The organism is Paenibacillus sp. ALE2, from assembly GCF_054113385.1.
The window spans coordinates 1192297-1218126 of the sequence record NZ_CM134213.1 but is presented as its reverse complement, the minus strand read 5'-3'; the positions used below and the strand labels follow the sequence as shown (position 1 = coordinate 1218126).

Here is a 25830-nt window from a genome sequence, read left to right as displayed (position 1 = left end):
GCTTTTTTTTGCTTTACAGCTTATTCAGAATGTTATCCTCCAAAACCGCAGATTTATCCCCGTATTCTTTAATAATATGTCTTTCTCCCCAGGCACAAAGTGAATCCAAAATGCTTTTCAAACTACATCCATATTCACTAAGCTCGTACTCCACTTTGGGTGGAACCTGATTATAGCTAATCCGATTGACAATGCCGTCTTCCTCTAATTCACGAAGCTGTTGAGTCAGCATTTTTTGTGTTATGGAAGGCATCATTCGCTTTAATTCACTTGTTCGCATCTTTCCATGGGTCAAATGACACAGAATCACACACTTCCATTTTCCCCCGATCACCTCTAATGTCGCCTCAACAGAGATATTGTATTTTTTCTTCCCCAATGCCGATCCCTCCGTGTATGTCACCTGTAGGGTACTTTTTGGTACCTATATCACTAAAAAGTACGTACTGTTCATAATTGATTGAATAACTCATAATAACATCTGCTGGTCGAAGATTACTATAGATAGGAGTGAAAAACATGTCGCCAGAATCCAAACGAAGTATCTGGCCATTACTGGCTTTAGCCGTAAGTGCCTTTGCCATTGGGACCACTGAGTTCATCAGCGTAGGATTGCTTCCCCTGATCGCTGAAGACTTGCACATATCCGTAACAATGTCCGCACTAACTGTAACGCTGTATGCATTAGGGGTTACCATTGGGGCACCTGTGTTGACCTCGTTAACATCGAGTGTTCCTCGTAAAACGCTACTGCTGTGGATCATGATTGTGTTTATAGCAGGCAACAGCCTTGCTGCGGTCTCTAGCGGAATCACCCTGCTGCTGATTGCACGTGTCATCTCGGCATTCTCCCATGGAGTGTTCATGTCCATCGGGTCCACCATCGCGGCCGACCTTGTTCCCGATGATCGGCGGGCGAGTGCCATTTCGATTATGTTCTCCGGTTTGACCGTTGCCACCGTCACAGGAGTGCCGTTGGGCACCTACGTGGGGCAGCAATGGGGTTGGCGGGCTGCATTTATGGCTATTGTGATCGTCGGTGTTGTGGCCCTCATTGCCAATCTGATTCTGCTGCCCTCTACGCTCCGAAAAGGGAATAAGACTCCTTTCAGCGAGCAGGTCAAACTGGTTACGAATGGTCGCTTGCTACTTGCATTTATCATTACTGCCTTGGGATATGGGGGCACATTCGTCGTGTTTACTTATTTATCTCCATTACTTCATGACATAACCGGTTTTGGAGAAAATACGGTAACGTTCATTCTCTTATTGTATGGAATCGCCATTGCTATCGGGAATGTCATCGGTGGAAAAGCTGCGAACCGCAGACCGCTTTCAGCTTTGTTTTACATGTTTCTGATTCAAGCTGTGATCCTGTTTCTGCTGTGGTTTACCGTGCCATTTCAAACGGCAGGTCTGGTGACGATTTTCTTTATGGGATTGCTTGCGTTTATGAATGTGCCTGGTCTACAGGTGTATGTAGTTATGTTAGCCGAACGTTTTGCACCCAAAGCTGTCGATGTCGCCTCTGCTGTTAATATTGCGGCTTTTAACGCAGGGATCGCAATCGGAGCATATGTGGGAGGAATTGTGACGGATTCACTGGGTCTCATGCATACGACTTGGGTCGGTGGGGTAATGGTTTTTGTTGCCGTTCTACTGACAGCCTGGAGTCGTATGCTCGAAAAAAGGGATACAACCGCCTTGGTAGGCTAAAACTTTTAAAAAATAGAGAGGAAGATACAAAATGACACAAAACCTACAAAGCACAACAACATTGCACAACGGAGTCCGCATGCCTTGGTTTGGTATCGGGGTATTTAAAGTGGAGGAAGGTTCAGAGCTGGTCAATGCTGTAAAGGCTGCTGTAAAACATGGCTACCGCAGTATAGATACAGCGGCAATCTATGCAAATGAAAACAGTGTGGGACAGGCTATTCAGGAAGCCCTCTCAGAGAATAATCTGTCCAGAGAAGATCTGTTCGTCACGTCCAAAGTGTGGAATGCAGATTTAGGCTATGAAGAGACACGAGCAGCTTATGAAGCAAGCCTGAACAAGTTGGGACTGGAATATTTGGATCTATATTTGATTCATTGGCCGGTTCAAGGCAAGTACAAAGAAGCCTGGAGAGCTTTGGAGTCCTTGTATAAAGAAGGACGGATTAAGGCCATCGGAGTCAGCAACTTCCAAATTCACCATTTGGAAGATCTCATGCAGGATGCAGAAATCAAGCCAATGGTCAATCAGGTGGAATTTCACCCGCAGCTAACCCAAACCGAGCTGCTGCAATTCTGTCAAAAGAACAACATCCAAATGGAAGCCTGGTCCCCGCTCATGCAGGGTCAATTGCTCGATCATCCGGTGCTGCAAGACATAGCGAACAAGCACGGTAAATCGGTGGCTCAAGTGATTTTACGCTGGGATGTACAGCAGGGAGTCGTCACTATTCCCAAGTCCACCAAGGCGCATCGAATCGTCGAAAATGCCGATATTTTTGACTTTGAATTGACGCGTGAGGATATGGATCAAATTCAGGCGTTAAATGCCAATCTTCGGGTAGGTCCAGATCCGGACAACTTTGATTTTTAAAATTCAGTCCATCATAAAACGCCGTTTCCTTCTTCATGGAAGGGACGGCTTTTTGTGCATAGTGAAACTGAAGCTACAGCAATCCAATCCTGCCATATGGTATTATAGAATTATATGAAATGAGAAGTTTTGGACGCTTATGAAAATGAAAATCTCCGGGGGACCTCATGAATAAGACAATTGCAGATATAGCCCAAATGGCTGGTGTATCCAAGAGCACCGTATCCCGTTTTTTGAACGGCGGATCTGTCAGCCTGGACACTAAGCGTAAAATTGAAAAGGTGGTTAAGGCCACGGGGTATGTGCCCAATACCTTTGCCCAAAGTTTGAAGGCAAAACGAACCAACATCATCGGAACCGTCGTGCCACGGCTGGATTCCTTTGCGACATCCCATACGTTAATGGGAATTGATGAGGAACTGCGTTCCCAGCATTACCAGATGCTGATCTCTAATACGAGTCAGGATGTAAAGCGTGAAATCGAAGCGATCTATGAGTTCGCACGACAAAAAATTTCAGGCATCATTCTGCTGGCTGCTCAAATTACAGACGACCACCTGACCGCGATTCGAGACATCAGTATTCCGGTATTGCTGGTAGGCCAACAACATGAGCAGATCCATAGCCTTATCCATGATGATTATCGTGCCGGATATGATATCGGTGCATATGTCCTGTCACAGGGCCACCGTGAAATTGCCTATGTCGGTGTTACTGAAAGGGACGTTGCTGTCGGTGTGCAGCGCAAAGAGGGCTTTAGGCAGGCTGTTCGCGATGCGTTACCTGCTACGTGTTATACGGACGAGACGATGCGAGTCGCAGGATATGATATCAGGTACTATGAAACCGGGTTTAAAATGTCCGATGCACGGATTGCTGCATCTGCCATCTTAGACCAATTCAAGCCATCGTTGATGGTGTGTGCTACGGATAATATCGCGCTTGGGGTAATCAACGCGGCTTATTCCAGAGGAATTACCATTCCGTCGGATTTGTCGGTCACTGGCTTTGGGGGATACGATATTACGGAGGTCATTCACCCTGCGCTAACAACTGTTCAATACCCGTATATGGAGGCTGGACGTGTAGCAGCCCAAAACATTGTACGGCTGGTAGAACATAAAACGGTAGAGCAAGTGACGGTCATGGATTATACCCTTATTGAAAGAGAAAGCGTTGACAAACGCTGAGCAGGTGGATTATAATTTCTTCGAAACCGGTTCCATTGCACTCTTGCACAATTGGAATCGGTTGCAAATCCATGGATGAGTATATTTTTTTCATTGTATAGGAACCGGTTCAGTTTAATTTTTTTCATTGCATTGGAACCGGTTCCCAAAAATCTAAGTTTTAAAAAAATGAGGTACACCTATGAAAATGACAAAAGAACAAAAGTATCGATTAATCGAGCAGGCTGAGCCCGGTGAAATAGCAAGCTTGCAGAAAAAGGTGGAGCAATGTCCGTGGCGGCAGTCGTTTCATATCCAACCACCGACAGGCTTGCTCAATGATCCGAATGGATTTTCATATTATCAAGGCGAATACCACTTATTTTATCAGTGGTTCCCACTAGGAACCGATCACGGGATGAAATATTGGCATCATTTGAAATCCAAAGATTTGGTCACATGGCATAGTGCAGGCATTGGCATCACACCTGGAGACTACTTCGACTCGCATGGGGCTTATTCCGGCAGCGCGCTGGAGCATGAGGGCAAATTATACATGATGTATACAGGAAATACACGTGACGAAAACTGGATCAGACATCCTTATCAATGCATGGCTGTTATGGATGAGAGCGGTCACATTACCAAGTGGAAGTATCCTGTTATTGACCATGTACCAGAAGGTTATACAGACCATTTTCGTGATCCCAAGCTATGGAAGGACGGCGATAGTTTCTACTGTGTGATTGGTGCACAAAGAACAGATTCAACAGGCTGCGTTGTCCTTTATCGTTCAACGGATCTTCACACTTGGCAGTTCGAGGGAGAACTGAGCACGGGGCTGGAATCGTTTGGATATATGTGGGAATGCCCGGATTATTTTGAACTGAACGGAGCGGGTGTGTTGGTCTTTTCTCCACAGGGCTTGGAGCCTTCAGGGGATGAAAACCACAATATTTATCAATCGGGCTACGTCATCGGCAAACTGCTGGATACAGAGACAAGAACACTGGAGCACGGCGCATTCCAGGAGCTTGATCGGGGCTTCGACTTCTATGCACCACAGACGATGATTGACCCGCAGGGGCGTCGTATTATGGTGGCCTGGATGGGGCTGCCGGATATCGAATATCCGACAGATCCGAACGGATGGGCCCATTGTCTGACATTACCGAGGGAACTTACGCTTCATGAGGGAAAACTCTTGCAGCGGCCTATCCCCGAATTAACCTCGCTGCGTAGAAATAGTGAGGATCGGGTAGCTGACACGTTGTCCTCAGAGAGCAAAACCTACGAAGGATTTAAGGGTACTGCCTATGAGATGATCTGCGAAGTAGATCTTTTGGATGCCAAGGCATTCGGTATTGAATTCCGTGCGAGTGAGACGGAGAAAACGGTGATTAAATATAATGCCGTTAGCCGTAAACTTGTATTGGATCGTACGCAATCGGGTGAGCCTGTAGCCACTTCGTACGGTGAAGTACGGCAGTGTGCATGGGACAAGGATCATATTAAACTTCATCTGTTTGTAGATACATCTTCAGTTGAGATTTTCGTCAATGATGGGGAAGAAGTGTTCACCAGTCGTATTTTTCCGCACCCAGAGAGTGACGAAATACGCTTTTTTGCCGACAAGGGAGAGGCTCTCTTCCAAGCGGTAAAATGGAATTTTACATGAGTAGGCTAATTCATCAAGTGGATCGTTAATCATCAAACATAACGGAATGAACGAGGGGATGAACATCATGGCGGAAAACAGAGAGATAGCTAAAGAAGTGATCGAGGCGATCGGTGGAAAGGAAAATATCGCTTCGTTTGCTCACTGTGCAACGCGCCTGCGCATTATGGTGCATGATAAAGAGAAAATTGATCAGAAAAAGGTTGAGGAGATCGACAAGGTTAAGGGGGCTTTCTTCAATTCAGGTCAATATCAAATTATTTTTGGTACAGGAACGGTAAATCGGATTTTTGATGAGGTTGAAAAGCTTGGCGTGACGGGTTCATCTAAAGAAGAGGTGAAGAGTCAGGCGAAAAAGGAGGGCAACGTCTTCCAGCGGTCTATCCGCACCTTTGGCGACGTGTTTGTACCGATTATTCCAGTGCTGGTCGCTACGGGGTTGTTCATGGGACTGCGCGGTTTGCTCACTCAGCCGCAAATTCTCGCATTGCTCGGCATGACGCCGCAGGATATTTCACCTAACTTTTTATTATATACACAGGTATTAACGGATACGGCTTTTGCCTTTTTGCCTGCGTTAGTCGCATGGTCAGCCTTTAGAGTATTCGGCGGCAGTCCGGTGCTGGGTATCGTTCTCGGTCTGATGCTGGTAAACCCGGCTTTGCCTAACGCGTATAGTGTTGCGGACGGCTCAGCCCATCCGTTGACGATGTTCGGTTTCATTCCTGTGGTGGGCTATCAAGGCTCGGTATTACCAGCCTTCTTCGTGGGCTTGATCGGAGCCAAGCTGGAGCGGGCGCTGCGCAAACGGGTGCCTGAAGCGCTGGATCTGATTCTCACACCATTTTTAACACTGTTGATTATGATCACTTTGGGACTGTTTGCTATCGGTCCAGTTTTCCATTCACTTGAAGAATGGGTGCTGCACGGAACCATATTTGTACTTGATTTGCCTTTCGGTATTGCAGGGATCGTCATCGGCTTTTTGCATCAGATTATCGTCGTTACAGGTGTGCATCATATATTTAATTTCCTGGAGATTCAACTGCTTGAAAAGAACGGCGTAAATGCCTTCAATGCTATTATTACCTGCGCAATGGCTGCACAGGGAGCTGCCTGTCTGGCAGTTGGTCTGAAAACGAAGGACAGCAAGCTGAAAGCGTTGGCGCTTCCTTCTTCGTTCTCTGCTTTCCTAGGAATTACAGAGCCGGCTATCTTCGGGGTCAACCTGAGATATATGAAGCCTTTTGTCATGGGTCTCATCGGCGGAGCGGTTGGTGGTTTTATTGCTTCGGTCTTGCATTTGGCGGCTACAGGGATGGCGGTTACGGTTATTCCAGGTACGTTGCTCTACATGAACCATCAGCTTCCGTTTTATATTTTGGCGAACTTGGCTGCTATGGCAGTATCCTTTGTCCTGACTTGGATGTTTGGTTTTAACGATAAAATGCTGGACAAAGTCAAAACAGCGGGTTCCTCCAAATAATATCATTCAGTCAGCACCAATATACGCAGATTCATGCGTGTAACTATAAAATATAATGGTCGCTTTTACACGGAGCGCTCTTGTCCCTTAATGAAAAGGATAACTAGAGCAGCATTCGATGTGAAGCGGCCATTTTTTTATCTATAAAATTCCGCTTCAGGCTATCAGATTAGACGATGGAGGAACGTTCATCCAGAAACTCGGACGGGGAACAGCCTGTTAAGCGTTTGAAGATCCGATGAAAATAGGACACATCACTATAGCCCACATACTCCGAAATTTCACGAATCGTTAGCCGCGACTCCGTCAGCATGTAGATAGCGGTTTTAATACGTTGCGTATGTACATGCTCGCTGATCGTTTGGCCTGTAACCTCACGCAGCAGTGTCGCGGCATAATTGGGGGTTTTGCGAATGGCATCACCAAGCTCTTCTTTGGTTACCTTTTCCCTGTAGTGATTCTGAATGTACTGTTTCATATGTTCTACATGCCGTTCTTTATCGCGAGGAACGGTACCTTTGTCCCATTCCTGGTTCATATAAATCATGGCTTCGGTCAGCAGACAGTCAGCCATCAGGGCGTAGTAGCTTGGGTGTTCAGTCCATTGATAATACATCGATTTGATCCGTTCATGCAGCAAATCGTAGCATCCGGGCTTGATCCATAACGGCTGGTCTGTATTCAGTATGGGAAGTGTGCTGTTCGTACATGTTTTGCGGCAATGTATCACATACTTGGTATGGAAAAGCGTAGGAATGCTCTTGCCATAGTAATTCAGATGAGCGGGTAAAAGCAGTGCTTCACCCTTGCCCAGAATGATCTTGCTATCGTTCACCCAATATACACATTTGCCAAAGGTGACCAAAATGAATAGCAAGTCATCGTTGTCAGTATTTGCACCAGCCTTTTCATACCAGTCTACGCCATTGTCCTGCCGTATACCCGTCAATGTAATCACAAAACTCACTCTCCAATGTCTTCAACATTCATCATACTGTAATACATCCATCATACTATAGTTCATAGTCTTGGTGAACGGGTACAGGTAGAATAGGACTATATAAGTTTAATGTAGATAGAGAAGCAAAGTGGAGAAGAAGTTATACAGTAAAGACATTCAGGAGGATGACATTACTATGCTTAAAACGAAAATTATTTGTACTATGGGACCTGCCTGCGACTCCATTGATTTGTTAAAAGAAATGATCCAGGCTGGTATGACTGTAGCTCGCTTGAACATGGCTCATGGGGAGCTGGAGGATCATGTTAAACGTATTGAAAATGTGAGACAGGCAGCGAAGGAAATGAATACCTGTATCCCTGTCATGATGGATATTAAAGGACCGGAAATACGGATTGGCAAGCTGAAGGAGGCATCTGTTCTACTGAAGCCAGGCAGCCAGCTTATTCTGACCACGGAAGAGATTTTGGGGGACGAGCATCGTATTTCGGTGAATTACCCGGATATGCCGAAGGATATCAAAGCAGGTGACCGCATTCTCATCGACGACGGTTTGGTTGATCTGACTGTAACCTCCATCGAAGGAACCGAGATGATTTGTAACATCGTAAGCGGCGGTATTTTGAAGCCGAGAAAAGGTGTGAATCTGCCAGGGATTCATACAACTCTTCCAGGCGTAACAGAGCGCGACGTGAAGCACATTCAATTTGGGGTGGAGCAGCGTATCGAGCTTATTGCGGCTTCTTTTGTGCGTAAAGGCGACGATATCCGTGAAATCCGTGAGATTTTGAAGGGACATCATGCCGAGCATGTACAGATTTATTCCAAAATTGAAAATGCCGAAGGTATGGAAAACCTGGATGATATCATCGAAGCTTCGGACGGTATTATGGTAGCTCGTGGCGACTTGGGCGTGGAAGTGCCGATTCAAGACGTGCCTGTGATGCAAAAAGAAATGATCGACAAGTGTAATCTGGTCGGCAAGCCCGTTATCGTTGCTACTCACATGCTGGAGTCCATGCAGGTAAACCCGCGTCCGACGAGAGCTGAAGTTAGTGACGTGTTCAATGCCGTTATGCAGGGAGCTGACGTAGTGATGCTGTCGGGCGAATCTGCTGCAGGTAAATACCCTGTTGAATCCGTACGGACCATGGCTGCGGTAGCTGCCAGTGCAGAATCACAATTGGATTACCAGGAGCAGTTCGATAAGCGCAGAGCACGCCAAAGCACCAACATTACTGAAGTCATTAGTCAGGGTGCGGTGAGTTCGTCTCTGGAGCTGGATGCCAAAGCGATTATTACCTCGACTGCCAGTGGATTCACGGCTCGTATGGTGTCCAAATATCGTCCGAAGGCGCCGATCATTGCGGTTACTCCGAATAACACGGTATTCGCTAAAATTTGCCTGTTGTCCGGTGTATTCCCGATTAAAGGGGATAAGGTAGCCACAACGGATGAAATGTTCGAATCTTCCATCCGTAACGCGCTGAATGCAGGATATATCCATAAAGGAGATACTGTAGTCCTGTCAGCAGGCGTCCCTGTCGCTGAGGCAGGCACGACCAATCTGATTCGGGTATATCAAGCGTAAGTTATATCAATTATAGAAAAGGCGCTGATCCTCTATGGGTTCAGCGCCTTTTTGATGTTCGGTCGTGTCTAGGCTTACAGCCCGAATACACTTTTGGCAACGACTTGTGTCAGTTCTGCCTTATGGGCTTGGTATTGCTCTAGGGTAATGCTCTTATTGGCCAGTCGTTGATCCAACTGCTCCGTCAACTGAGCTACCTGTAGATCAACGATAGCCTGAGCATCCTGATTATGGGTTTGTGCAATATCAGCCAAGGTTTGACCATTATATAACGCATCATATAATTGCTCATCCGAGGATATACCCAGTGCTTTCAACAGATCATCATCCTTGGAAGCTTCATTGTCCTGTACATGCAGGGCTCTCTCTGGAGCCAGTGCAGCAGCATTAGCCCGACCTCCCCAAGTAGATGACTGCCCAATAGATAACGCCAGCAACAGTGTGCAGATGACCAACATTCGTTTTCGATTCATAAGTGTAAATCTCCTTTTGTGTTTCATTAAATTTCTGACGGGGTGGAACGGTATATGGATATCCAACGGGAGTGATGTTTATGCCTTTAGCCCATCCGGCTTATATAGTTACCAGATTCTTAAATACATCATACACGCCCAATCTTAGCGCCAGCTTAATACTCGTTTAAAATAAACTAAAAGAGAAGATTGTAAACAGGTAGCGCTAAAAAAATTCGCAGATAACGAAAAAAGAGTGTGATTTACCCTTTGGATGCTGTTTTTTTCTTTGACCAGATTGTTCGTATCCCATGAATACAGAGCAGCAGTAAGGGGAAAAACAACCCAATGGATAGAGAATAGGGAATCCACGTCTTTGTATCATAGGTTTGTTGGTAAGGGACATTAGGGTACACGATGATGGACAGGATGACTAATAACATCCCGAGAGGAAGCACCAGTTGCCGATCGCTTTTCAGACAAAAGATTTGGGCTATTGCTGTCACTGTGGTGTGCATATACAGCGTGATTCTAAAAAAAAGTGAAATAAACCACATTGTAGCCATGATGGCTTCGATGCGCTGTAGAAAGTTGCCAATGCTAATTTTTTTGGCTAACGCATAGCTAGGATATATATTTCTTGCCGTTAAGTCAGGACCAAATACCAAAATTGTCAATGCAACCACCACGACCAGCATTAATCCGCCAATCAGGCTTCCTATGAAAAAAGCTTTACGGGTTTGATCGGAACGATTTATAGAAGAAGGGAAGATCATGAGCAAAATAATATGAGGTATAAATACTGTGCTAAAAAAGGACAGGGCAGCAGGCCAAATCGGCCCTACTCCTGCCTCCAATACAGGTTGGACATTTTCCAGCTTAATGTTGGATACCACTAAACCTACAAAAGAAATATACAGCAGAGTAAATAAAGGAAACAACAGTTCGGCCGAACGAGCCAGGACTTCGAGACCCAGCCGAGCAGCGAATACTATGATAAGTGCAAAAAGAATATTTACCGCTAGAATCGGCGTTTCCGGTATCATTTGAGTAGTCATAAAATTCCCTAAATAAAATAACACCGGTACAGGAGCATTAATGAATAGTAGGGTGAAAAATAGAAAACCTACGGTTTTGCCTAACCATTTTCCGAGTAGGGTTTCCATCATCTCAACCAGGGTCATCTCTGGATAAAGCGCCGCAAGCTTGCTGTACATATACAAGATAAGGAGCCCAGCCCCGACCCCCACGAGCGCGGCAATCCACGCATCTTGTTTGGCTACAAGTGCCATCCCTGAAGGGACGATGAGAATTGCACTTCCGACCGTAAATAAAGCAGATATGATCATGATTTGTCGTGCTGAGATTTTGATTTGTGCGGGCACCCGTTTTTCACCTCCTCTTATTTTATTAGGCCCATATGGATCAGGAAATTGCTGAATGGTCTATATATGGCTGTTATCCAATCCAGGGGGGTGGGAATGAGCCAGTGTAATACCTTGGCACAACTAATTCCGACCGCAAAAAAGAGTAGGATGAAAAATAACCAAAGCTCTTTTTTAAATCCTTTTTTCCACATGTCGGGGACTTCAATTAAGCTAATTACAGCAGCGACGAGGAATATGCCGATGATTTTTACGATTTGAGATAGCACTTTGCAAAACACCTTCTTTTGTGGAGTGAGGAATTACTCTTTCATATCATTCATAAAGGAGCTACCGATGGTGCCCAAGCGCCGAATCTTGAAATCGACTTTGATCGTTACGGGTAATTCTGTAAAGTGTTCCTCATCCCAGTTTTGTTTCAGTCTGTTCCAAGTCTTCGGGGCAGCGCGGTGAATGGCTTCACCGAATCCGAATATGTCCGTTTTGTACGATTGTTGGGCCTTTCTAACTGCCGACTTCATAATATTTTCTATTTTTTCTTCTTCTTGCTTTTCAATGTCATAAATCGTTCCTACCTTGGTCAAATCGAGGTCGGTACACTCGACTTCTCCCACGTTGGCCTCAACCTGCATTTTAATATGAATTTGAGGCTCTCCCCTATAGGTGCTTCCTTTTACAGTGGTTTGGGTGCGAATGATTTCGGAGACGACTTTGCCGCCTCTAGGGCAAGCAACGTAACCGACAGAGCTTTGCACTTTGCCAAGGATAAAATTATAGCCCCTACTTTCAGTTTCATCTAACCATCCGATTAGTCGATCTTTTCTGAATACAGCAAGTCCTGAATACTGTAAACGACTGAACGGAGCGATCTTTTGCACATTGTTGCTGGTTTCTCCCATTTCTTTATTGCCAATGATCCGAAGTCCTGTCAACACAGGCTGCTTTCCTTCACTAGTCATAGCTGCAATCAATTCATCCAAGGTTACCGTCGTACTAGGCGACCAGTTTTTCTGTGATGTTTCCAGGGAAGAAAAAAGGTCATTGGCGGGAATCGGATTTAAAGGCGTCATAATTTTCAACGTATCCTCCGCACTAACGTCCTTGGACACTACAATATAAAAATCAGTGCGGAACTGATGATATCTGGAGAGTAAATCTAAAGATTTTGCCATCCCTTCGGCAGCTAACGACTCACCGATAACACATATGCGCAGGTGAGAAAAATACATTCTCCGGGGACTAATTGTTGTTATTTTTCGGATCGCTTCAAATATGGTGTCCGCCTCCTCTGTATACAAGGTGGCTGGAGCCCCACCTCCTGCTCCTTTTTTAGCCGATGCTTTGCCAGGGTCCACCACTTGGATAGAGACCCGGAATTGATCTCCTTGCTTATCGATTCCCATACCGACGGCGATGGCAAGCTCATTCAACTCTCTACGATTCCAACAGCCTGTCAGAAGTAAGACGAGTGCAAGAATCAGGAAGAGAAACGCCTTCTTCCGCTTCATGATGATCCACTCCTTTCTGACGGTTTCTCTTTTTTCTATTCCCGTGATTTGCGGGGCGGAGTGCTGTTTCGACGTTTGACATTTTTCTGATCGACTAACCGGGGACGTGACATCATCATCCAGTGAGGGAATCGAAAGATGGTATCTTTGGTGTCTGCCGGTATGAGAGGTGCAAAAGGAGTCATATAGGGAACGCCGAATGAACGAAGGCTGCACATATGCAGGATCAGGGCAATGCCTCCGACGATAATTCCGAACAGCCCAAAGGAAGCGGCAAGCCCCATTAAGGGAAATCGCAGCATACGAAAAGCGATGGACATATTGTAGGCAGGAAGAACAAAGCTGGAAATAGCAGTAATCGATACAACAATAACCATTGCCGCAGATATGATGCCCGCCTCGACAGCAGCTTGTCCAATGACGAGTGTGCCGACGATAGAGACGGCTGCCCCGATGTACTTGGGCATGCGAACGCCAGCTTCCCGCAATATTTCAAATGTCAGTTCCATCATGAGTGCTTCAATAAAGGCAGGGAAGGGGACCGCTTCGCGCTGTGCTGCTAGACCGATTAGCAGTGAGGTCGGCAGCATTTCCTGATGAAACGTAGTGATGGCAACATATAAGGACGGACCGAGCAAGGAAATAAAAACTCCGGTATAACGAAGGACACGGATGAAGCTGCTAATGTCTGCACGCTGATAATAGTCCTCCGCCGCATGCAGGAAGGAAACAAATAATGCAGGCACGACAAGCACAAAAGGGGTACCATCCACCAGGATCGCAATTTTTCCCTCCAACAGTTCGGCGGCGATCACGTCTGGGCGTTCTGAATTGTATACTGTCGGAAAGGGGGTGAAGGTTTTGTCTTGGATTAATTCCTCGATATACCCGCTTTCAAGAATGCCGTCTACATCAATGCGATTCAATCGTTCATGTACTTCCTCAACCAATTTAGGGTTCACAATCCCCTTTATATACATGACAGCGACATCGGTCTGGGTTACACGACCGATTTGTTTGGTCTCCAGCCATAGATTCGGATCTTTAATTTTACGTCGAATCAAGGCTGTGTTCGTACGCAATGTCTCAGAAAATCCTTCCCGAGGCCCACGGACGACATTTTCTGAGGCAGGCTCGGTGACCCCCCGATCCTTCCATCCACGTGCGCTGGCCGATATTGCCTGCGTCTCACCCTCAATCAAAATGATTGCATCCCCCGACAACAGCGCGTTGTACAAGGCTTCAAAGTCAGTAATATCCCGGATGCTGCCAATAGTAAGGGCGTAATCTTTCAACATTTGCATGACATTAGAGGAGGATTGAATCCGGCATTCCACGTCCCTGGACAAGCTGCTGTCCAGCAACATTGATTCCATAATGAAGTCGGAGACTATATTTTGGTCCACCAAACCGTCGGTATAGAGGATCGCAATGGTCTGGTCACCGTCCTTGCCGATTCGAATTTCTCTTATGACGATGTCGGTGCTGTTGCCGAGCGCTTGTCTGATCTGCTGAAGATTGGTTCCGATATTTGCACTGAGCTGTTCTACGGAATGTTCAGACTTACTCTCGCTTTGCTGAACGGGTGCCTTTCTAAATTTGTTAAGGGGGGTTCTTTTCCGAAAACGCATGCACGTTCTTCCTCTCTTTGAGGATACTTTTTAATCCAGTATGGACGCTGGAGTCTCTTGGTAAACTTATAGCTGGAATTTCGATAGGGGAGAAGCGGGTATAAAAAAACCTCCTTCACAAAAGTGAAAGAGGTTTTAGACCAAACTACATCAAATTACAATTTAGGATTTTTCCCATACTTATTGTCGCCAGGCTGACTGTCTAGGCATGTGAATACAAGCAGCACAATGCTCCCAAAAGGAACCAATGCGATCAGAATCCACCACCCGGTTTTGCCGGTGTCGTGTAGTCTGCGGAAAAGAACTCCCAGAGACGGTAACAAAACAGCCAGACCATAGATAGATGACAATACGAAAGGAAGTCCCAAGAGGAAATCCAACAAGTATAATACCAGACCAGCTATCGCATTGAACAGAGTAAACATCCAGTATTCTGTACGTCTTGCTCTACCTTGAAATCCTACATAGTTTTGAAGCACTTTTAAATACCATTGCATAAATTTTCACCTCCTTATAAAATGTAAATATTTGTATTATGTTCATCGTAAAACAATTCTTTTTAGATATATCGGCAGGTAACATATAGAATTTTACTTGTCAAATTATAACTTTAAACTAGGAATTAAAGCAACACATTTATTAAGGTTAATAATTAAACGAATAATTTATAAAAATATAAAATTACATATTGAATTTTCCATATTCATTGAATAATATAGAGATACGATTAACCGCAGGTTTGAATCGTCCTTCTTAACAAAAGGAGGTTTTATTTTTCAGATTGGTTGAAAGCGCTTTAATTCAGAGAGGAGGATGATCAACATTTAATTTAAGAGTGGAGATGTTAATACAAACATAATCCTGAACGTCTTATTCATTATTGTTTTATGTTAGCAGGAATGTTCAAAACGAGAGGAGATTGATTTATGAAGCAATTATTTGTTCGTAAAGTAACGGCTGCTTCTCTGGCAGGTGCACTGTTGTTGCCTGCTTCTTTGGTGGGCGCCGAGTCCACACTCAATTCAGATACAGCTGGGATTCAAAGTCTGGAGCAAACCACCCTTCAAGCTCAAGGTCTGGATAACATTTTAAGCCAAAGTAAAAAGGCTGTTTCCTTCAAGGAGACTTCCGTACATGATCCATCCATCCTGAAAGTGAAAGATACATTTTACATTTTTGGTTCACATCTGGCGGCTGCCAAATCCAAAGACCTCATGAATTGGGATACAATTGCGACAGGTGTGGCAAATGGTAATGCATTGATTCCCAACGTCAAAGAGGAATTAAAGGAAGCGCTGGATTGGGCGCAGACAGACACGCTGTGGGCAGCGGATGTCATTCAACTGGCGGATGGCAAGTTCTATATGTACTATAACGCTTGTAAAGGAGACTCCCCGCGTTCAGCTATGGGCCTAGCGGTTGCTGATAAAATTGAAGGACCTTATAAGAATAAAGGAATTTTCCTGAAGTCCGGTATGTGGGATCAACCGAGTGAAGATGGGACGATCTATGACGCAACCAAGCATCCCAATGCCGTAGACCCTGACACTTTCTATGATAAGAACGGCAAGCTGTGGATGGTATATGGCTCCTACTCCGGAGGCATTTTCATTATGCAGATGGATGAAAAAACAGGGAAGCCTTTACCAGGCCAAGGCTACGGGAAAAAACTGACGGGCGGTAACCATGCTCGTATGGAGGGGCCGTACATACAATACAGTCCACAAACGGACTACTATTACTTGTTCCTGTCCTATGGCGGATTGTCAGCGGATGGCGGATATAACTTGCGTGTGGCTCGGTCCAAAACACCGGATGGTCCTTTCTACGATGCTGAAGGCAACGACATGATCAAGGTTAAAGCGAATCCTGACAAACCTCTTTTTGATGACGCTTCCATTGAGCCATACGGCGTCAAGTTAATAGGTAATTACCTAATTCCAAGAGAAATTGGTGATCCGGGAACAGGGCTGGGAACAGGCTATGTGTCGCCCGGACACAACTCGGCTTATTATGATCCCAAGACGAAAAAGCATTTTGTCATTTTTCACTCCCGTTTTCCGGGGAGAGGTGAGCAGTTTGAAGTGCGGGTACATGAAATGTTCATGAACGCTGACGGTTGGCCTGTAGTTGCTCCTTATCGTTATTCAGGAGATGAGGATTCACTGAAAAAGCTGTCAGAGAAGGATGTCATCGGCCAATACTCGTATGTAAATCACGGGAAGGAAATTTCGGCCAATATTAAGCAAGCTGTTACCGTCAATTTGGATCACGGTGGCAAACTGTCTGGCGGAGTGAACGGTACATGGAGGCTTGGGGCAGACAATCAGCTGGAAATTACAGCAGATGGTGCGAAGTACAAAGGGGTATTCCTGCGGCACCGTGATCCAGACACGGGAGCCAAAACCCTTGCTTTTACCGCACTGTCCTCCAAGGGTGTTGCAGTATGGGGTTCGCTAAAGCCTGATCTGAAGGCCAGCAAGATTGTAGCTGCAGTGCAGAAGGATCTGAGTCTAGGCGACACAAGCAACGTTTTTTATGATCTCACGCTACCTACTCAAGCTGCACAAGATACCACGATTTCGTGGGAATCTTCCCGCCCTGAGATTATTTCTGTCACTGGTGAAGTGTACCGTCCAGAAGCCGGTTCCCAGCCTGCAGCAGTTACATTGACGGCGACTATTAAAAAGGACAAAGCTACAGCAAAGAAAAGTTTTAGTGCCATTGTTCCCGAGCAGGCTCAAGGCCCTCAGCTCGCACGTTACTCATGGAGTGAGGATCAAGGAACTTCGGTTGTCGACAGCACATATAATCAACTCGACGGTAAGGCCTATGGTGGTGCCACATGGGATAAAGATGGGAAGCTTGGCGGTGCTCTTGCCCTGAACGGCAAGGATGGTTACGTGCAGCTGCCCAACACGGTAACGGATGCGAAGGACTTTACCTTTTCCGCGTGGGTGAACTGGAAGGGCGGAGCCGCTTGGCAACGGATTTTTGATTTCGGCAACGGCCAGGCTCGTCATATGTTCCTCACCCCTTCCCAAGGAAGCGGTGTACTCCAGTTTACAATCCATGAAGGTACGGATCAGAGCCTGCTCTCCAAATCATCATTACCTCTAAACCAGTGGACCCATGTGGCGGTTACACTGGAGGGGAATACAGGGAAGCTGTATGTAAATGGTGAAGAAGTAGCTGTAAATGACGGTATTACCTTTAACCCTAATGAGTTGCTGACAAACGAGGCGTATCTCGGTAAAAGCCGCTTTGTCGCTGATGCCTACTTTAACGGCAGCATGGACGAGGTACAGTTATATAACAAAGCGCTGACAGCAGAGGAAATTAAAGCACTAGCGGATTTGTAATTAAAATGAGCAAATAAAGCAGGGGATGGACTTTTCTCAAGAAGTTCATCTCCTGCGCAACGTAGTGTATATTTATTTCTTGATTACTGGTATAATAGGAAGCAATTGCGGATATAATGTTTTAAGTAGGCGTTAATGACTCACTCTTGTCTAATGGAGACAGCTTGAGGCAGCAATAGATGACATAAGCACTCTGCATAAATTAAATTCTCCAGTGCTTGCGTTTTCAATACACTTATGGTAATATGAGTATATTGAAATTGTGACCTGAGATTCACATATTGTAGAGGGTTATTGTTTTAGGTTGAAATAACCTTGTGCAATATGTGAATTTTTATTTGTAAAAAATAAAGGTCATATAAATATATTTTGGAGGTAATTCCATGCAAACAGGTACAGTTAAATGGTTTAACGCAGAAAAAGGTTTCGGTTTCATCGAAGTTGAAGGTGGAAGCGATGTATTCGTACACTTCTCCGCAATCCAAGGCGAAGGTTTCAAATCTTTGGACGAAGGCCAACGCGTAGAATTCAACGTAGTTGAAGGAAACCGTGGACCACAAGCTGAGAACGTTGTAAAACTGTAATTTTAAATTACAGCCTACTTCAGATGCCCCGAACATAGCGTTTGGGGCATTTGTTTTTATCTGTTCACAAGACCGTTTTTGAACTGATTACATCTTATCGCTTTATAAATCATGAAGAAAGAGGGATGTTTATGTACAATTCACGGAAAAAGCCAATGGATGAAATTCCTGAGGAAATTACAACTGTTTGGAATTGCGCCAGTGATACATGCAACGGCTGGATGCGGGATAACTTCGCTTTTTCTGTCGAGCCGACATGCCCCATTTGCGGTTCTGCCATGGTGAAGGGCGAGAAAAAGCTGGCTGTTTTAAACAATACGAGCTTTAATCATACCAAACAATCCTAAGCGGATACATGTTTGTAGTAAAAGATGCCCCATAGCCATAACGGCGCTGAGGCGTCTTTTTTGTTTTTCTGAGAACAGGGTTTCAATTAGGGTGTATAGAGGATGGGGATAGTATGCTCAGTAAGGTGGAATTAAATTCAGGTAGTGCCTCATAAAATACACCGTGACCACTTCGTTCGAAAGGAATAAGCCTGGAGCCGGCAATTCCTTTTTGAGTTTGGAGCGCTAGAGGGAAAGGGCAGACCCGATCCAGCTTGCCGTGTAGAATCCACGTAGGCACGTGTATACATGGCAAATCGGGCCGTAAATCAGAGTCACGCAGTGAATACAAAGTACAAGCCATGCTATGAACCGAAGCCGCAAAGCCCTGATCACGTAACCAGTCACGTAAACTCTGGCTGACGGGTTTGGCGAACAACATTTCGCCAAATGATGTTACCAGTTGCGGACGATCTGTATAGGCTTGTGTGATGAGTTTATCTACCTCTGCGACAGGAGTGCCGTAAGGAAAGTCGCTGGTTGGGGTAAACCGAGGCGTGGCAGCTCCGATCAAAATTAGCTGATCAACACCCCATCCCCTATGTCTGCTCATGTAGCGCGTGACAATTGCTCCCCCCATAGAAAAACCGATCAGCCGTATATGGCTTAATTGAAGGGCCTGTATAACAGCCAGGAGATCATCTGCCAGTCGATCATAATTGTAGCCATGCCATGGTCGATCAGACTTCCCGAACCCCCTAAGATCAACTTGAATACAGCGGTATCCGTAAGCAGGCAACTGGGCAACCTGGTATTCGTACATTCGATGGTCCAGCGGCCAGCCGTGCACCATCAAAACAGGGATGCCTTCTCCTATATCTTCTACATACAGCTTAACGCCACGTTCCACTTCAATATAATATCCCATGATGCTCCCCCCTTTAAAAATCACGAAATTTCGTTCTCTCTCACATATATGTAGTCAGGGCTTAGCTCATTCGGAAAAGGGGTGAGATCGCCGCTATACAAGTATAGAATTAGTAAAATATGTATGTCATCCTGCATGGGGATAGGATATACTTATGGAATGAAACAGCATTGGGAGAGTGGAACAATGACACCATCAAAAACATTAAAATGGATTACGGGCGGATTGGAGCTATTTTTTGCTATTCCTGTTTTGGGCGGGCTGCTCGTCATAAATTCTGCGTATACTGTATTGTTCTTTATGTTGATTTTCCACATTGTTACGTTGGTACTATCGGTGACTAATAAAGAGACTTATTATGGATCTATTTTAGGGATTGTGACCTCGGTTGTTGGGTGGATTCCATTTGTAGGCTGGTTAATGCACCTGCTCTCAGGCATATTTTTGATGATTACCGCAGCCCAACAGCCGCGAGACCATTATCGTAATCGCAATCCCTACGATGATTATCGCTACTAGGGCCAATATCGCCTCGAAATGATGGAAGATCCTGTGGAACAGGATCTTTTTTAGTTATGGAATCTTCCCATGATTATGGTGTTGTAGTATTGACCATCTGAGAGAATCTTGTCGTTTTTTAATAACCCTTCGATTTCAAATCCATGCTTTTTATAAAGTTCAATGGCTTTATTATTGGTTTCTAGAACTTGTAGGCTCATTTTCTGGATGCCGTTAGAGTCTGCCCAGGAAATGGATTCTTTCAGAAGATTCGTCCCGATTCCATACCCCCAGAAATCCTTTTGTACACACACACCGAATTCAACTTTATGAGCGAATCGACGCAGAACATGACCTTCACATCTTGAAAATCCAACGACTTTATCATGAACGACCGCAACTAAAAATAGATTTTTGGCGTGCTCTGTATCGGCTTTAATAAGCTGTTCAAAACCGGATGTACTTATGAATGCTTCTCCCTTTTCTCTGTCTAAATTTTCAGTCTCTCCATCCATCCGTAAGCGGATTTCAGACAAATTCATCGCATCTTGAATCATAGCCGATCTAATGATATAGCTTACTCCTTGTACATGAAATTCCTGTTTATTTATTTTCATTACATACTCCTTTTGCTGAATCAGGATAAAAAGTGTGATCTCTGGCTTAAGTTAGTTTACCACATATTGTATGAAATACATGAAAAATAAGCCTGTCCTCTTCTGTTGTATCGTAGCAGAGGGCAGGCTTATTCATTCTCGATCCGTACAGGGAGGCCGGATGGAGATTTATTATTGTGGAGTGGCTGTGTCAGATTAACAAATCGTTCTTATGAATGTGACTTATCGAGCTACAGCTTTTGGAAAACAGAAGCTGTAGCTATTTTTGCTTAGCAGATGCTTGAGCTGCATTTGGCTTAGCAGGAGCCTTAGCCGCATCTGTTTTAGCTGGAGCTTTACCTGCTTCTCCTTTAGCCCCGTCTACTGGTGGCTTAGAGGGCTTAACGCCATTCACCATATCGGTAATCATTTGCTTCAGATTGGAAACACGCTGGTTATATTCGCTTGCGGTAATCTTGCCATTTTGTTTTTCCGTAGCGAGTTTCGACTTCATATCCGAAACCATCACATCAATCACGGAGTTTACGCTCACGCCTTGTGCTTTGGCGATCGTAGCAAGGGATTTACCAGCCTTCAACTGTGTATCCAACTGACTGGAGGACAATTTCAAGAGTTTCAGGAGAGCCTTGTTCTCAGCATAGTTCCCTCCTGCGATTTGTGGACCGTTAGCATCGCCAGGGTTTCCCTTAGGTGCCTGTGCTTTGCTTGCAGTAGGAGCCTTCTCAGGTGTAGTTGAAGCAGCATGGGCTGCGCCTGTGGAGTACAGCGCTCCGCCTCCTAAAAATGCCAACGCCATCGTTCCGGCCAAAATTGCTTTCTTGGTGCTTTTCATCTTCATTTTCCACCTTTCGTTTATGGTTTGTTGGGTACGTGATACATCATAAGGGATTAACTTGAATGCTATCTGAGCGCAAGCTGAGCATTTACTGAGTGGAATTTGGAAGGCAGGACTAGCGTTTTAACGAATTGCTATTGTATTATGTGTATTAAGTGATATAATACACTACAGGCACGATAGATACAGCCGAATTAGGGGGAAACACCCATGGAAGAACAACGGGTTGGCTCGTTCCGATTTTTAATAGACTTTAGCCAGCCATTATATGAACAAATATTAAATCAAGTACGAAGCTCCATTGCTAAAGGAGAGATTGAAATGGGAAGCAAAATGCCATCTGTGCGTGATCTGGCGCAGGAATTGCGTATGAATCCGAATACCGTGATGCGGGCGTATCAGGAGCTGGAACGGGACGGATTGACTGAGAAGCGACGCGGTCTGGGTACGTATGTAACTTCGTCCAGTGAGCGGATTGCCAGCTTTCGGGAACAATTGGCTATGTCGTATATCGAACAGTTTCTCGGACAGATGAGCAGCCTGGGATTATCCTGGGAAGATGTACAGCAATATATAAGAAGCCGACAGGATGGAGATCACAAGGAAGGAGGCGAAAAGGCATGACGGAGTCTGTGGTAACCGCAAAGCAGTTGATGAAGCAATATGGAAATAAAAAAGCATTGGACCAACTGGATGTTGTCATTCCAGCAGGACGTATTGTAGGCGTACTTGGGCCCAATGGCTGCGGGAAGTCCAGCTTCTTTCGAGCCGTCACGGGGTTGATTCAGCCGGACGGGGGCGAGCTTCAGGTGCTGGGCCAACAGCCTAGCTGGGAAACCAACCGGAATATATCCTATCTTCCTGACCGGGCACGCTGGTATCCCAATCATACAGTTCAGCAGACGCTGGAATGGGGGAAGTCCTTTTTGCCTGGCTTCAATCTAAAGGATGCCTATAAACTTGCTGACCATATGGATGTGGAATTGGAGCTAAAGATGGCCGGGTTGAGTCGCGGACAGGAGGCGCGTGTGCTGCTGATTCTGTGCCTGGCACGAGAAGTACCGCTTATGATCTTGGATGAACCTTTTGTAGGCATTGATGTCCTCTCTAGAGAAGCGATCGTAGCTGGGATTATTGATTATTTGGAGGATCGGCAACAATCTATACTCATTAGCACACATGATATTCAGGAAGTGGAAGGCTTGTTTGATTACACGGTCATGATGGACCGCGGGCGAGTGATATGGTCTGGTGAATCGGATGATCTGCGTGCAGAGCATGGCTCGCTGAACCAGGTGTTCCGCAATTTGTACAAAAGGGAGTGGAAGGCGTGAATTCATCCGGGCTGTTCAAAGATTTAATACGCCATGAATTTCGAAATAAAGGAAGCTGGAGAAAGCAAAGCCGCAATCGACTGCCCAGATCGTGGAGACTTGTATATTTCTCACTATTTCTAATTGCGGCGTTCGCGATTTCCTTGTACTTCGCTCTTCACAACCAACTCGAATTGACAAGGCTGTGGTACGTCACTCTGGGCTTGCCGTACATGATTGTTTTCATGGGTGTGGGAATGCTGAGAAGAGAATGGGAAAATGACACCTACGGATGGTGGCTGACCCTTCCCTATCCGCGTATGTGGCTAATTAGCGCCAAATGGATTGCTGCTATTTTACAAACCATTGTCGTGATATTGCTCTTGTTTGTAGTAGGTTCTCTATACGCGCTATTTATCTCATCGACCATACAGGCTTATACGTTTGCGGATGCAGCGTCTTTTATGATAGCCGGCTTAAACTGGTTTGTAATGATTATCGCCTTTACGCCGTTGGTTATTGCGCTGGGTCTGCTGACGGCCAGTACCAAATATAGCACCTTGCGGCCGCTTAGCCCAATCCTGTGGATTCTTTTGATGGGTGGAGGAAGCGTCTTTTATTGGTCAGGCGATCAGCGGATTTATGAGCAGTTTCATCATGTTCACAACGGACAGTGGTTTCCTTTTACCTGGCATTTTCCGGTTGCGGTGTTGATTAGTTGGGTTGCTGCATATGCATTGATCCGCTTGAACGCTTATTTGCTGGAGAAAAAACTGTCGATTTAACTTAGGATAAATGACTCTATATTAGAAAGGGATTTCACCATGGCGACAATCTTTATCTATGCATTGATGGCTGTTCTGGTGGGTCTGATGATTTGGTTGAGAACCAAAAGACGAAGGGGCCCGGTAAAGGGAAAAGGATTTCGGATTTTGCTCCCTATGTTTATCGCTTTCCCAGCTATGATGATATCGGTATATCAATTGATGCATATTCCTGGTCAAACGTACGCGCCTCCCGCCTTTTGGGAGCTACTGGTTGCTGGGTTATTAGGGGCTCTGTTTGGCTACGTTATTTTGCTGCATACGGCGTATGAAAGACGAGATGACGGTCTCATCTATCCCAAGCCGAACCAATATTTTAAGTATATTATTATCGCTATTATTTTGATTCGGGTTGTTCTGACTCAATACCTCAGTAGTTTGGGTACGACCGAAATTAGCATGCTGGCCATTACGATGGCGCTGGTATATATCTCAATCTGGCGAATTGGGAGCTTTATCAAGTTTCGGAGGACGTTATCTGTATAACAATATGAATGAGGTAACAGCGGCTTTCTATTCAAAAAGCGTCCATTCGCTTGGTGATAGGAGCCGCTTTTTTTGAGCTAACTTCATTAGTACATGTTATTTATAATAAAATGATGAGGATGATCATACATTGTTATTGCTTTCCATATCCTTTATTCGAAGGTTTGTGACTTGCATGACAACGGTCATAAGTATAAAAATTCAAAGGAGGGTTAATAAGGTTTCAAATGATTTAAATGGGGTTTAAAGTTAGATAGGTGGGGAAGAGTTCATACCTTCGTAGTTAACTGCAACCACATTAGTTACATAAAGAGAAATTGCGTTCCATACTCTATTTTACAGGTTGAGAGGGGCTTACATTCATGAAAAAACATACGGTTACTGCTGCACTTGCTGGCTTGCTCGTTCTGTCTTCTGCTGTACCGGCTTTAGCAGCCGACGTAAAACCTACTACGGGTATCCAGGTTTGGGTAGATGGCAAGAAGGAGGCTTACAAAATTGCGCCTATCGTGAGAAATAAGCAGGTGTTGATCCCCCTGAGACAATTGGCTACTAGTTTAGGAATTCCGCTGGACGCCAAGCATATTACATTCAATACGGCGCGTCAAAGTACGACGATTCGTTATGATCAAGCGACGGTTGTACTGGTATCAGGCAGTCCGGAAGCGCAAATCAACGGGATTAAGGTACCACTGTCCACCTCGACCATTTTGACCAAGCAAGGGGTAACCTATGTACCAGTTGATGTCGTCAAAGAAGCGTGGGGCAAGCAAGTGATTTGGGACCCGGCCAGCCAGACCTTGCAAATCGGGGTGAGTAATAAGGATAAGGTTGTAGAGATTCTGAAGAGCTTTGAAACGGGCGATACGAAAGCAGCTGAGGCTTGGATCAGCAAAGATCAGTACATTCAGCATAATCCGAGCTTTGCTAGCGGGAGAGATGCCTTTTTGCAAGGGATTAGCCAATCCAAGGGAGCCAATGTGCTGGTTGAAGTCCAGCGGGTTATTCAGGATGGCAATGATGTAGCAGTACATTATAAAAAGTCTATTGCAGGGAAAACGAGCATTGCTTTTGATATTTTTCGCTTCAATAGCAATGGTAAAATTGTTGAGCATTGGGATAACATGCAGGACTCGGCTCCAACCAATCCAAGTGGACATACCATGATTGACGGAACAACACAAGTCACGGATCTCAACCAAACCGAGACAAACAAAACGCTGATCCGCAAGTTTGTAGATGATGTGCTGGTTGGCAAAAATCGTGCAGCATTGGAAAGCTATTATAATGGGGATCAGTACATTCAGCATAATCCTCTTTTTGGTGACGGTGTATCTAGTCTGAAGCAAGCATTATCCGCTACGGGTCAAGGAACTTCTATTGGATATGATCAGGTGCATATGGTTCTTGGAGAAGGCAACTTCGTGCTGGTTGTAAGTGAACTGAAATCTCCTAAGGGAATCTCAGCCGCTGTCTATGATCTGTTCCGTGTGGAGAACGGCAAAATAGCCGAGCATTGGGATGTAGTTCAGGAGATTTCAGCTAAAACAGAGTGGAAAAATACGAACGGTAAATTTTAAAGAATACGCTCTCGTCGTGTGATCTG

The 25830-nt window shown here is 45.2% G+C and carries 25 protein-coding genes; 15 read left to right on the top strand and 10 right to left on the bottom strand.

Annotation, left to right across the window (positions count from 1 at the left end; genetic code table 11):
• Nucleotides 1-13: 13 nt before the first annotated feature.
• Nucleotides 14-379 carry a winged helix-turn-helix transcriptional regulator gene (locus ACXHJ1_RS05220; protein WP_013368959.1) on the bottom strand — a complete coding sequence of 122 codons (366 nt, stop codon included), beginning with the start codon at nt 377-379 and terminating at the stop codon, nt 14-16.
• Nucleotides 380-519: 140 nt separating this feature from the next.
• On the opposite strand from ACXHJ1_RS05220, the gene ACXHJ1_RS05215 reads away from it, so the two are divergent.
• The 5 genes from ACXHJ1_RS05215 to ACXHJ1_RS05195 all read left to right on the top strand — a co-directional run bounded on the left by ACXHJ1_RS05215 (nt 520) and on the right by ACXHJ1_RS05195 (nt 6923).
• Nucleotides 520-1716 carry an MFS transporter gene (locus tag ACXHJ1_RS05215; protein WP_044786861.1) on the top strand — a complete coding sequence of 399 codons (1197 nt, stop codon included), beginning with the start codon at nt 520-522 and terminating at the stop codon, nt 1714-1716.
• 31 nt (nt 1717-1747) lie between these two features.
• Complete coding sequence (locus ACXHJ1_RS05210) at nt 1748-2590, top strand: aldo/keto reductase (protein WP_044786862.1); 843 nt, start codon at nt 1748-1750, stop codon at nt 2588-2590.
• 167 nt (nt 2591-2757) lie between these two features.
• Nucleotides 2758-3780 carry a LacI family DNA-binding transcriptional regulator gene (locus ACXHJ1_RS05205; RefSeq protein ID WP_090890786.1) on the top strand — a complete coding sequence of 341 codons (1023 nt, stop codon included), beginning with the start codon at nt 2758-2760 and terminating at the stop codon, nt 3778-3780.
• A gap of 181 nt (nt 3781-3961) precedes the next feature.
• Complete coding sequence (locus ACXHJ1_RS05200; RefSeq protein ID WP_457905713.1) at nt 3962-5437, top strand: glycoside hydrolase family 32 protein; 1476 nt, start codon at nt 3962-3964, stop codon at nt 5435-5437.
• 67 nt (nt 5438-5504) lie between these two features.
• Nucleotides 5505-6923 (top strand): sucrose-specific PTS transporter subunit IIBC, encoded by a 1419-nt coding sequence (locus ACXHJ1_RS05195; RefSeq protein ID WP_016820208.1) that lies wholly within the window; start codon nt 5505-5507, stop codon nt 6921-6923.
• Between the two features lie 169 nt (nt 6924-7092).
• On the opposite strand, the gene ACXHJ1_RS05190 is transcribed toward ACXHJ1_RS05195, so the two are convergent.
• The gene (locus ACXHJ1_RS05190) at nt 7093-7881 is read right to left on the bottom strand and encodes an AraC family transcriptional regulator (protein WP_016820209.1); all 789 of its coding nucleotides are present in this window, start codon (nt 7879-7881) and stop codon (nt 7093-7095) included.
• Between the two features lie 178 nt (nt 7882-8059).
• Here ACXHJ1_RS05190 and pyk point away from each other — a divergent pair, with 178 nt between their 5' ends.
• Complete coding sequence (gene pyk / locus ACXHJ1_RS05185) at nt 8060-9475, top strand: pyruvate kinase (RefSeq protein ID WP_016820210.1); 1416 nt, start codon at nt 8060-8062, stop codon at nt 9473-9475.
• Between the two features lie 74 nt (nt 9476-9549).
• Here the strand turns inward: pyk and ACXHJ1_RS05180 are convergent, their stop codons facing one another.
• The 5 genes from ACXHJ1_RS05180 to ACXHJ1_RS05160 form a co-directional block, all read right to left on the bottom strand.
• Nucleotides 9550-9948 carry a hypothetical protein gene (locus ACXHJ1_RS05180; protein WP_457905712.1) on the bottom strand — a complete coding sequence of 133 codons (399 nt, stop codon included), beginning with the start codon at nt 9946-9948 and terminating at the stop codon, nt 9550-9552.
• A gap of 242 nt (nt 9949-10190) precedes the next feature.
• Nucleotides 10191-11312 carry a GerAB/ArcD/ProY family transporter gene (locus ACXHJ1_RS05175; protein ID WP_025363763.1) on the bottom strand — a complete coding sequence of 374 codons (1122 nt, stop codon included), beginning with the start codon at nt 11310-11312 and terminating at the stop codon, nt 10191-10193.
• A 302-nt stretch (nt 11313-11614) separates the two neighbouring features.
• A complete protein-coding gene (locus tag ACXHJ1_RS05170) occupies nt 11615-12820 on the bottom strand; it encodes a Ger(x)C family spore germination protein (protein WP_107734459.1) in 1206 nt (401 codons plus the stop codon).
• A 35-nt stretch (nt 12821-12855) separates the two neighbouring features.
• Nucleotides 12856-14451 (bottom strand): spore germination protein, encoded by a 1596-nt coding sequence (locus tag ACXHJ1_RS05165; RefSeq protein WP_457905711.1) that lies wholly within the window; start codon nt 14449-14451, stop codon nt 12856-12858.
• Between the two features lie 155 nt (nt 14452-14606).
• Complete coding sequence (locus ACXHJ1_RS05160; protein ID WP_016820212.1) at nt 14607-14948, bottom strand: DUF805 domain-containing protein; 342 nt, start codon at nt 14946-14948, stop codon at nt 14607-14609.
• A 429-nt stretch (nt 14949-15377) separates the two neighbouring features.
• On the opposite strand from ACXHJ1_RS05160, the gene ACXHJ1_RS05155 reads away from it, so the two are divergent.
• The 3 genes from ACXHJ1_RS05155 to ACXHJ1_RS05145 all read left to right on the top strand — a co-directional run bounded on the left by ACXHJ1_RS05155 (nt 15378) and on the right by ACXHJ1_RS05145 (nt 18744).
• A complete protein-coding gene (locus ACXHJ1_RS05155; protein WP_457905710.1) occupies nt 15378-17813 on the top strand; it encodes a LamG-like jellyroll fold domain-containing protein in 2436 nt (811 codons plus the stop codon).
• 383 nt (nt 17814-18196) lie between these two features.
• On the top strand, nt 18197-18397 hold the full coding sequence (locus ACXHJ1_RS05150) for a cold-shock protein (RefSeq protein ID WP_007428290.1): 201 nt from the start codon (nt 18197-18199) through the stop codon (nt 18395-18397).
• Nucleotides 18398-18528: 131 nt separating this feature from the next.
• Nucleotides 18529-18744 carry a cold-shock protein gene (locus ACXHJ1_RS05145; protein ID WP_013308357.1) on the top strand — a complete coding sequence of 72 codons (216 nt, stop codon included), beginning with the start codon at nt 18529-18531 and terminating at the stop codon, nt 18742-18744.
• A gap of 82 nt (nt 18745-18826) precedes the next feature.
• Here the strand turns inward: ACXHJ1_RS05145 and ACXHJ1_RS05140 are convergent, their stop codons facing one another.
• Nucleotides 18827-19651 (bottom strand): alpha/beta fold hydrolase, encoded by an 825-nt coding sequence (locus ACXHJ1_RS05140; protein WP_017425678.1) that lies wholly within the window; start codon nt 19649-19651, stop codon nt 18827-18829.
• A 186-nt stretch (nt 19652-19837) separates the two neighbouring features.
• Here ACXHJ1_RS05140 and ACXHJ1_RS05135 point away from each other — a divergent pair, with 186 nt between their 5' ends.
• Nucleotides 19838-20170, top strand: coding sequence for a hypothetical protein (locus ACXHJ1_RS05135; RefSeq protein ID WP_016820215.1), 333 nt, complete (start codon nt 19838-19840; stop codon nt 20168-20170).
• Nucleotides 20171-20220: 50 nt separating this feature from the next.
• Here the strand turns inward: ACXHJ1_RS05135 and ACXHJ1_RS05130 are convergent, their stop codons facing one another.
• Both ACXHJ1_RS05130 and ACXHJ1_RS05125 read right to left on the bottom strand, forming a co-directional pair.
• Nucleotides 20221-20766, bottom strand: a complete 546-nt coding sequence (locus tag ACXHJ1_RS05130; protein ID WP_107734462.1) for a GNAT family N-acetyltransferase — start codon at nt 20764-20766, stop codon at nt 20221-20223.
• Between the two features lie 259 nt (nt 20767-21025).
• Nucleotides 21026-21598: a hypothetical protein gene (locus ACXHJ1_RS05125; RefSeq protein ID WP_025363769.1), complete on the bottom strand. Its 573-nt coding sequence runs from the start codon at nt 21596-21598 to the stop codon at nt 21026-21028.
• 213 nt (nt 21599-21811) lie between these two features.
• Here ACXHJ1_RS05125 and ACXHJ1_RS05120 point away from each other — a divergent pair, with 213 nt between their 5' ends.
• The 5 genes from ACXHJ1_RS05120 to ACXHJ1_RS05100 all read left to right on the top strand — a co-directional run bounded on the left by ACXHJ1_RS05120 (nt 21812) and on the right by ACXHJ1_RS05100 (nt 25804).
• Entirely contained in the window at nt 21812-22225 is a 414-nt protein-coding gene (locus tag ACXHJ1_RS05120; RefSeq protein ID WP_039276624.1) for a GntR family transcriptional regulator, read from the top strand.
• Complete coding sequence (locus ACXHJ1_RS05115; protein ID WP_031462652.1) at nt 22222-22935, top strand: ABC transporter ATP-binding protein; 714 nt, start codon at nt 22222-22224, stop codon at nt 22933-22935. The genes ACXHJ1_RS05120 and ACXHJ1_RS05115 overlap by 4 nt, the downstream gene beginning before the upstream one ends.
• The gene (locus ACXHJ1_RS05110) at nt 22932-23699 is read left to right on the top strand and encodes an ABC-2 transporter permease (protein ID WP_017425682.1); all 768 of its coding nucleotides are present in this window, start codon (nt 22932-22934) and stop codon (nt 23697-23699) included. The genes ACXHJ1_RS05115 and ACXHJ1_RS05110 overlap by 4 nt, the downstream gene beginning before the upstream one ends.
• 39 nt (nt 23700-23738) lie before the next feature.
• Nucleotides 23739-24224, top strand: a complete 486-nt coding sequence (locus ACXHJ1_RS05105; RefSeq protein WP_017425683.1) for a cytochrome c biogenesis protein CcdC — start codon at nt 23739-23741, stop codon at nt 24222-24224.
• Nucleotides 24225-24586: 362 nt separating this feature from the next.
• Complete coding sequence (locus ACXHJ1_RS05100) at nt 24587-25804, top strand: stalk domain-containing protein (RefSeq protein ID WP_457905709.1); 1218 nt, start codon at nt 24587-24589, stop codon at nt 25802-25804.
• The last annotated feature ends 26 nt before the right edge of the window (nt 25805-25830 follow it).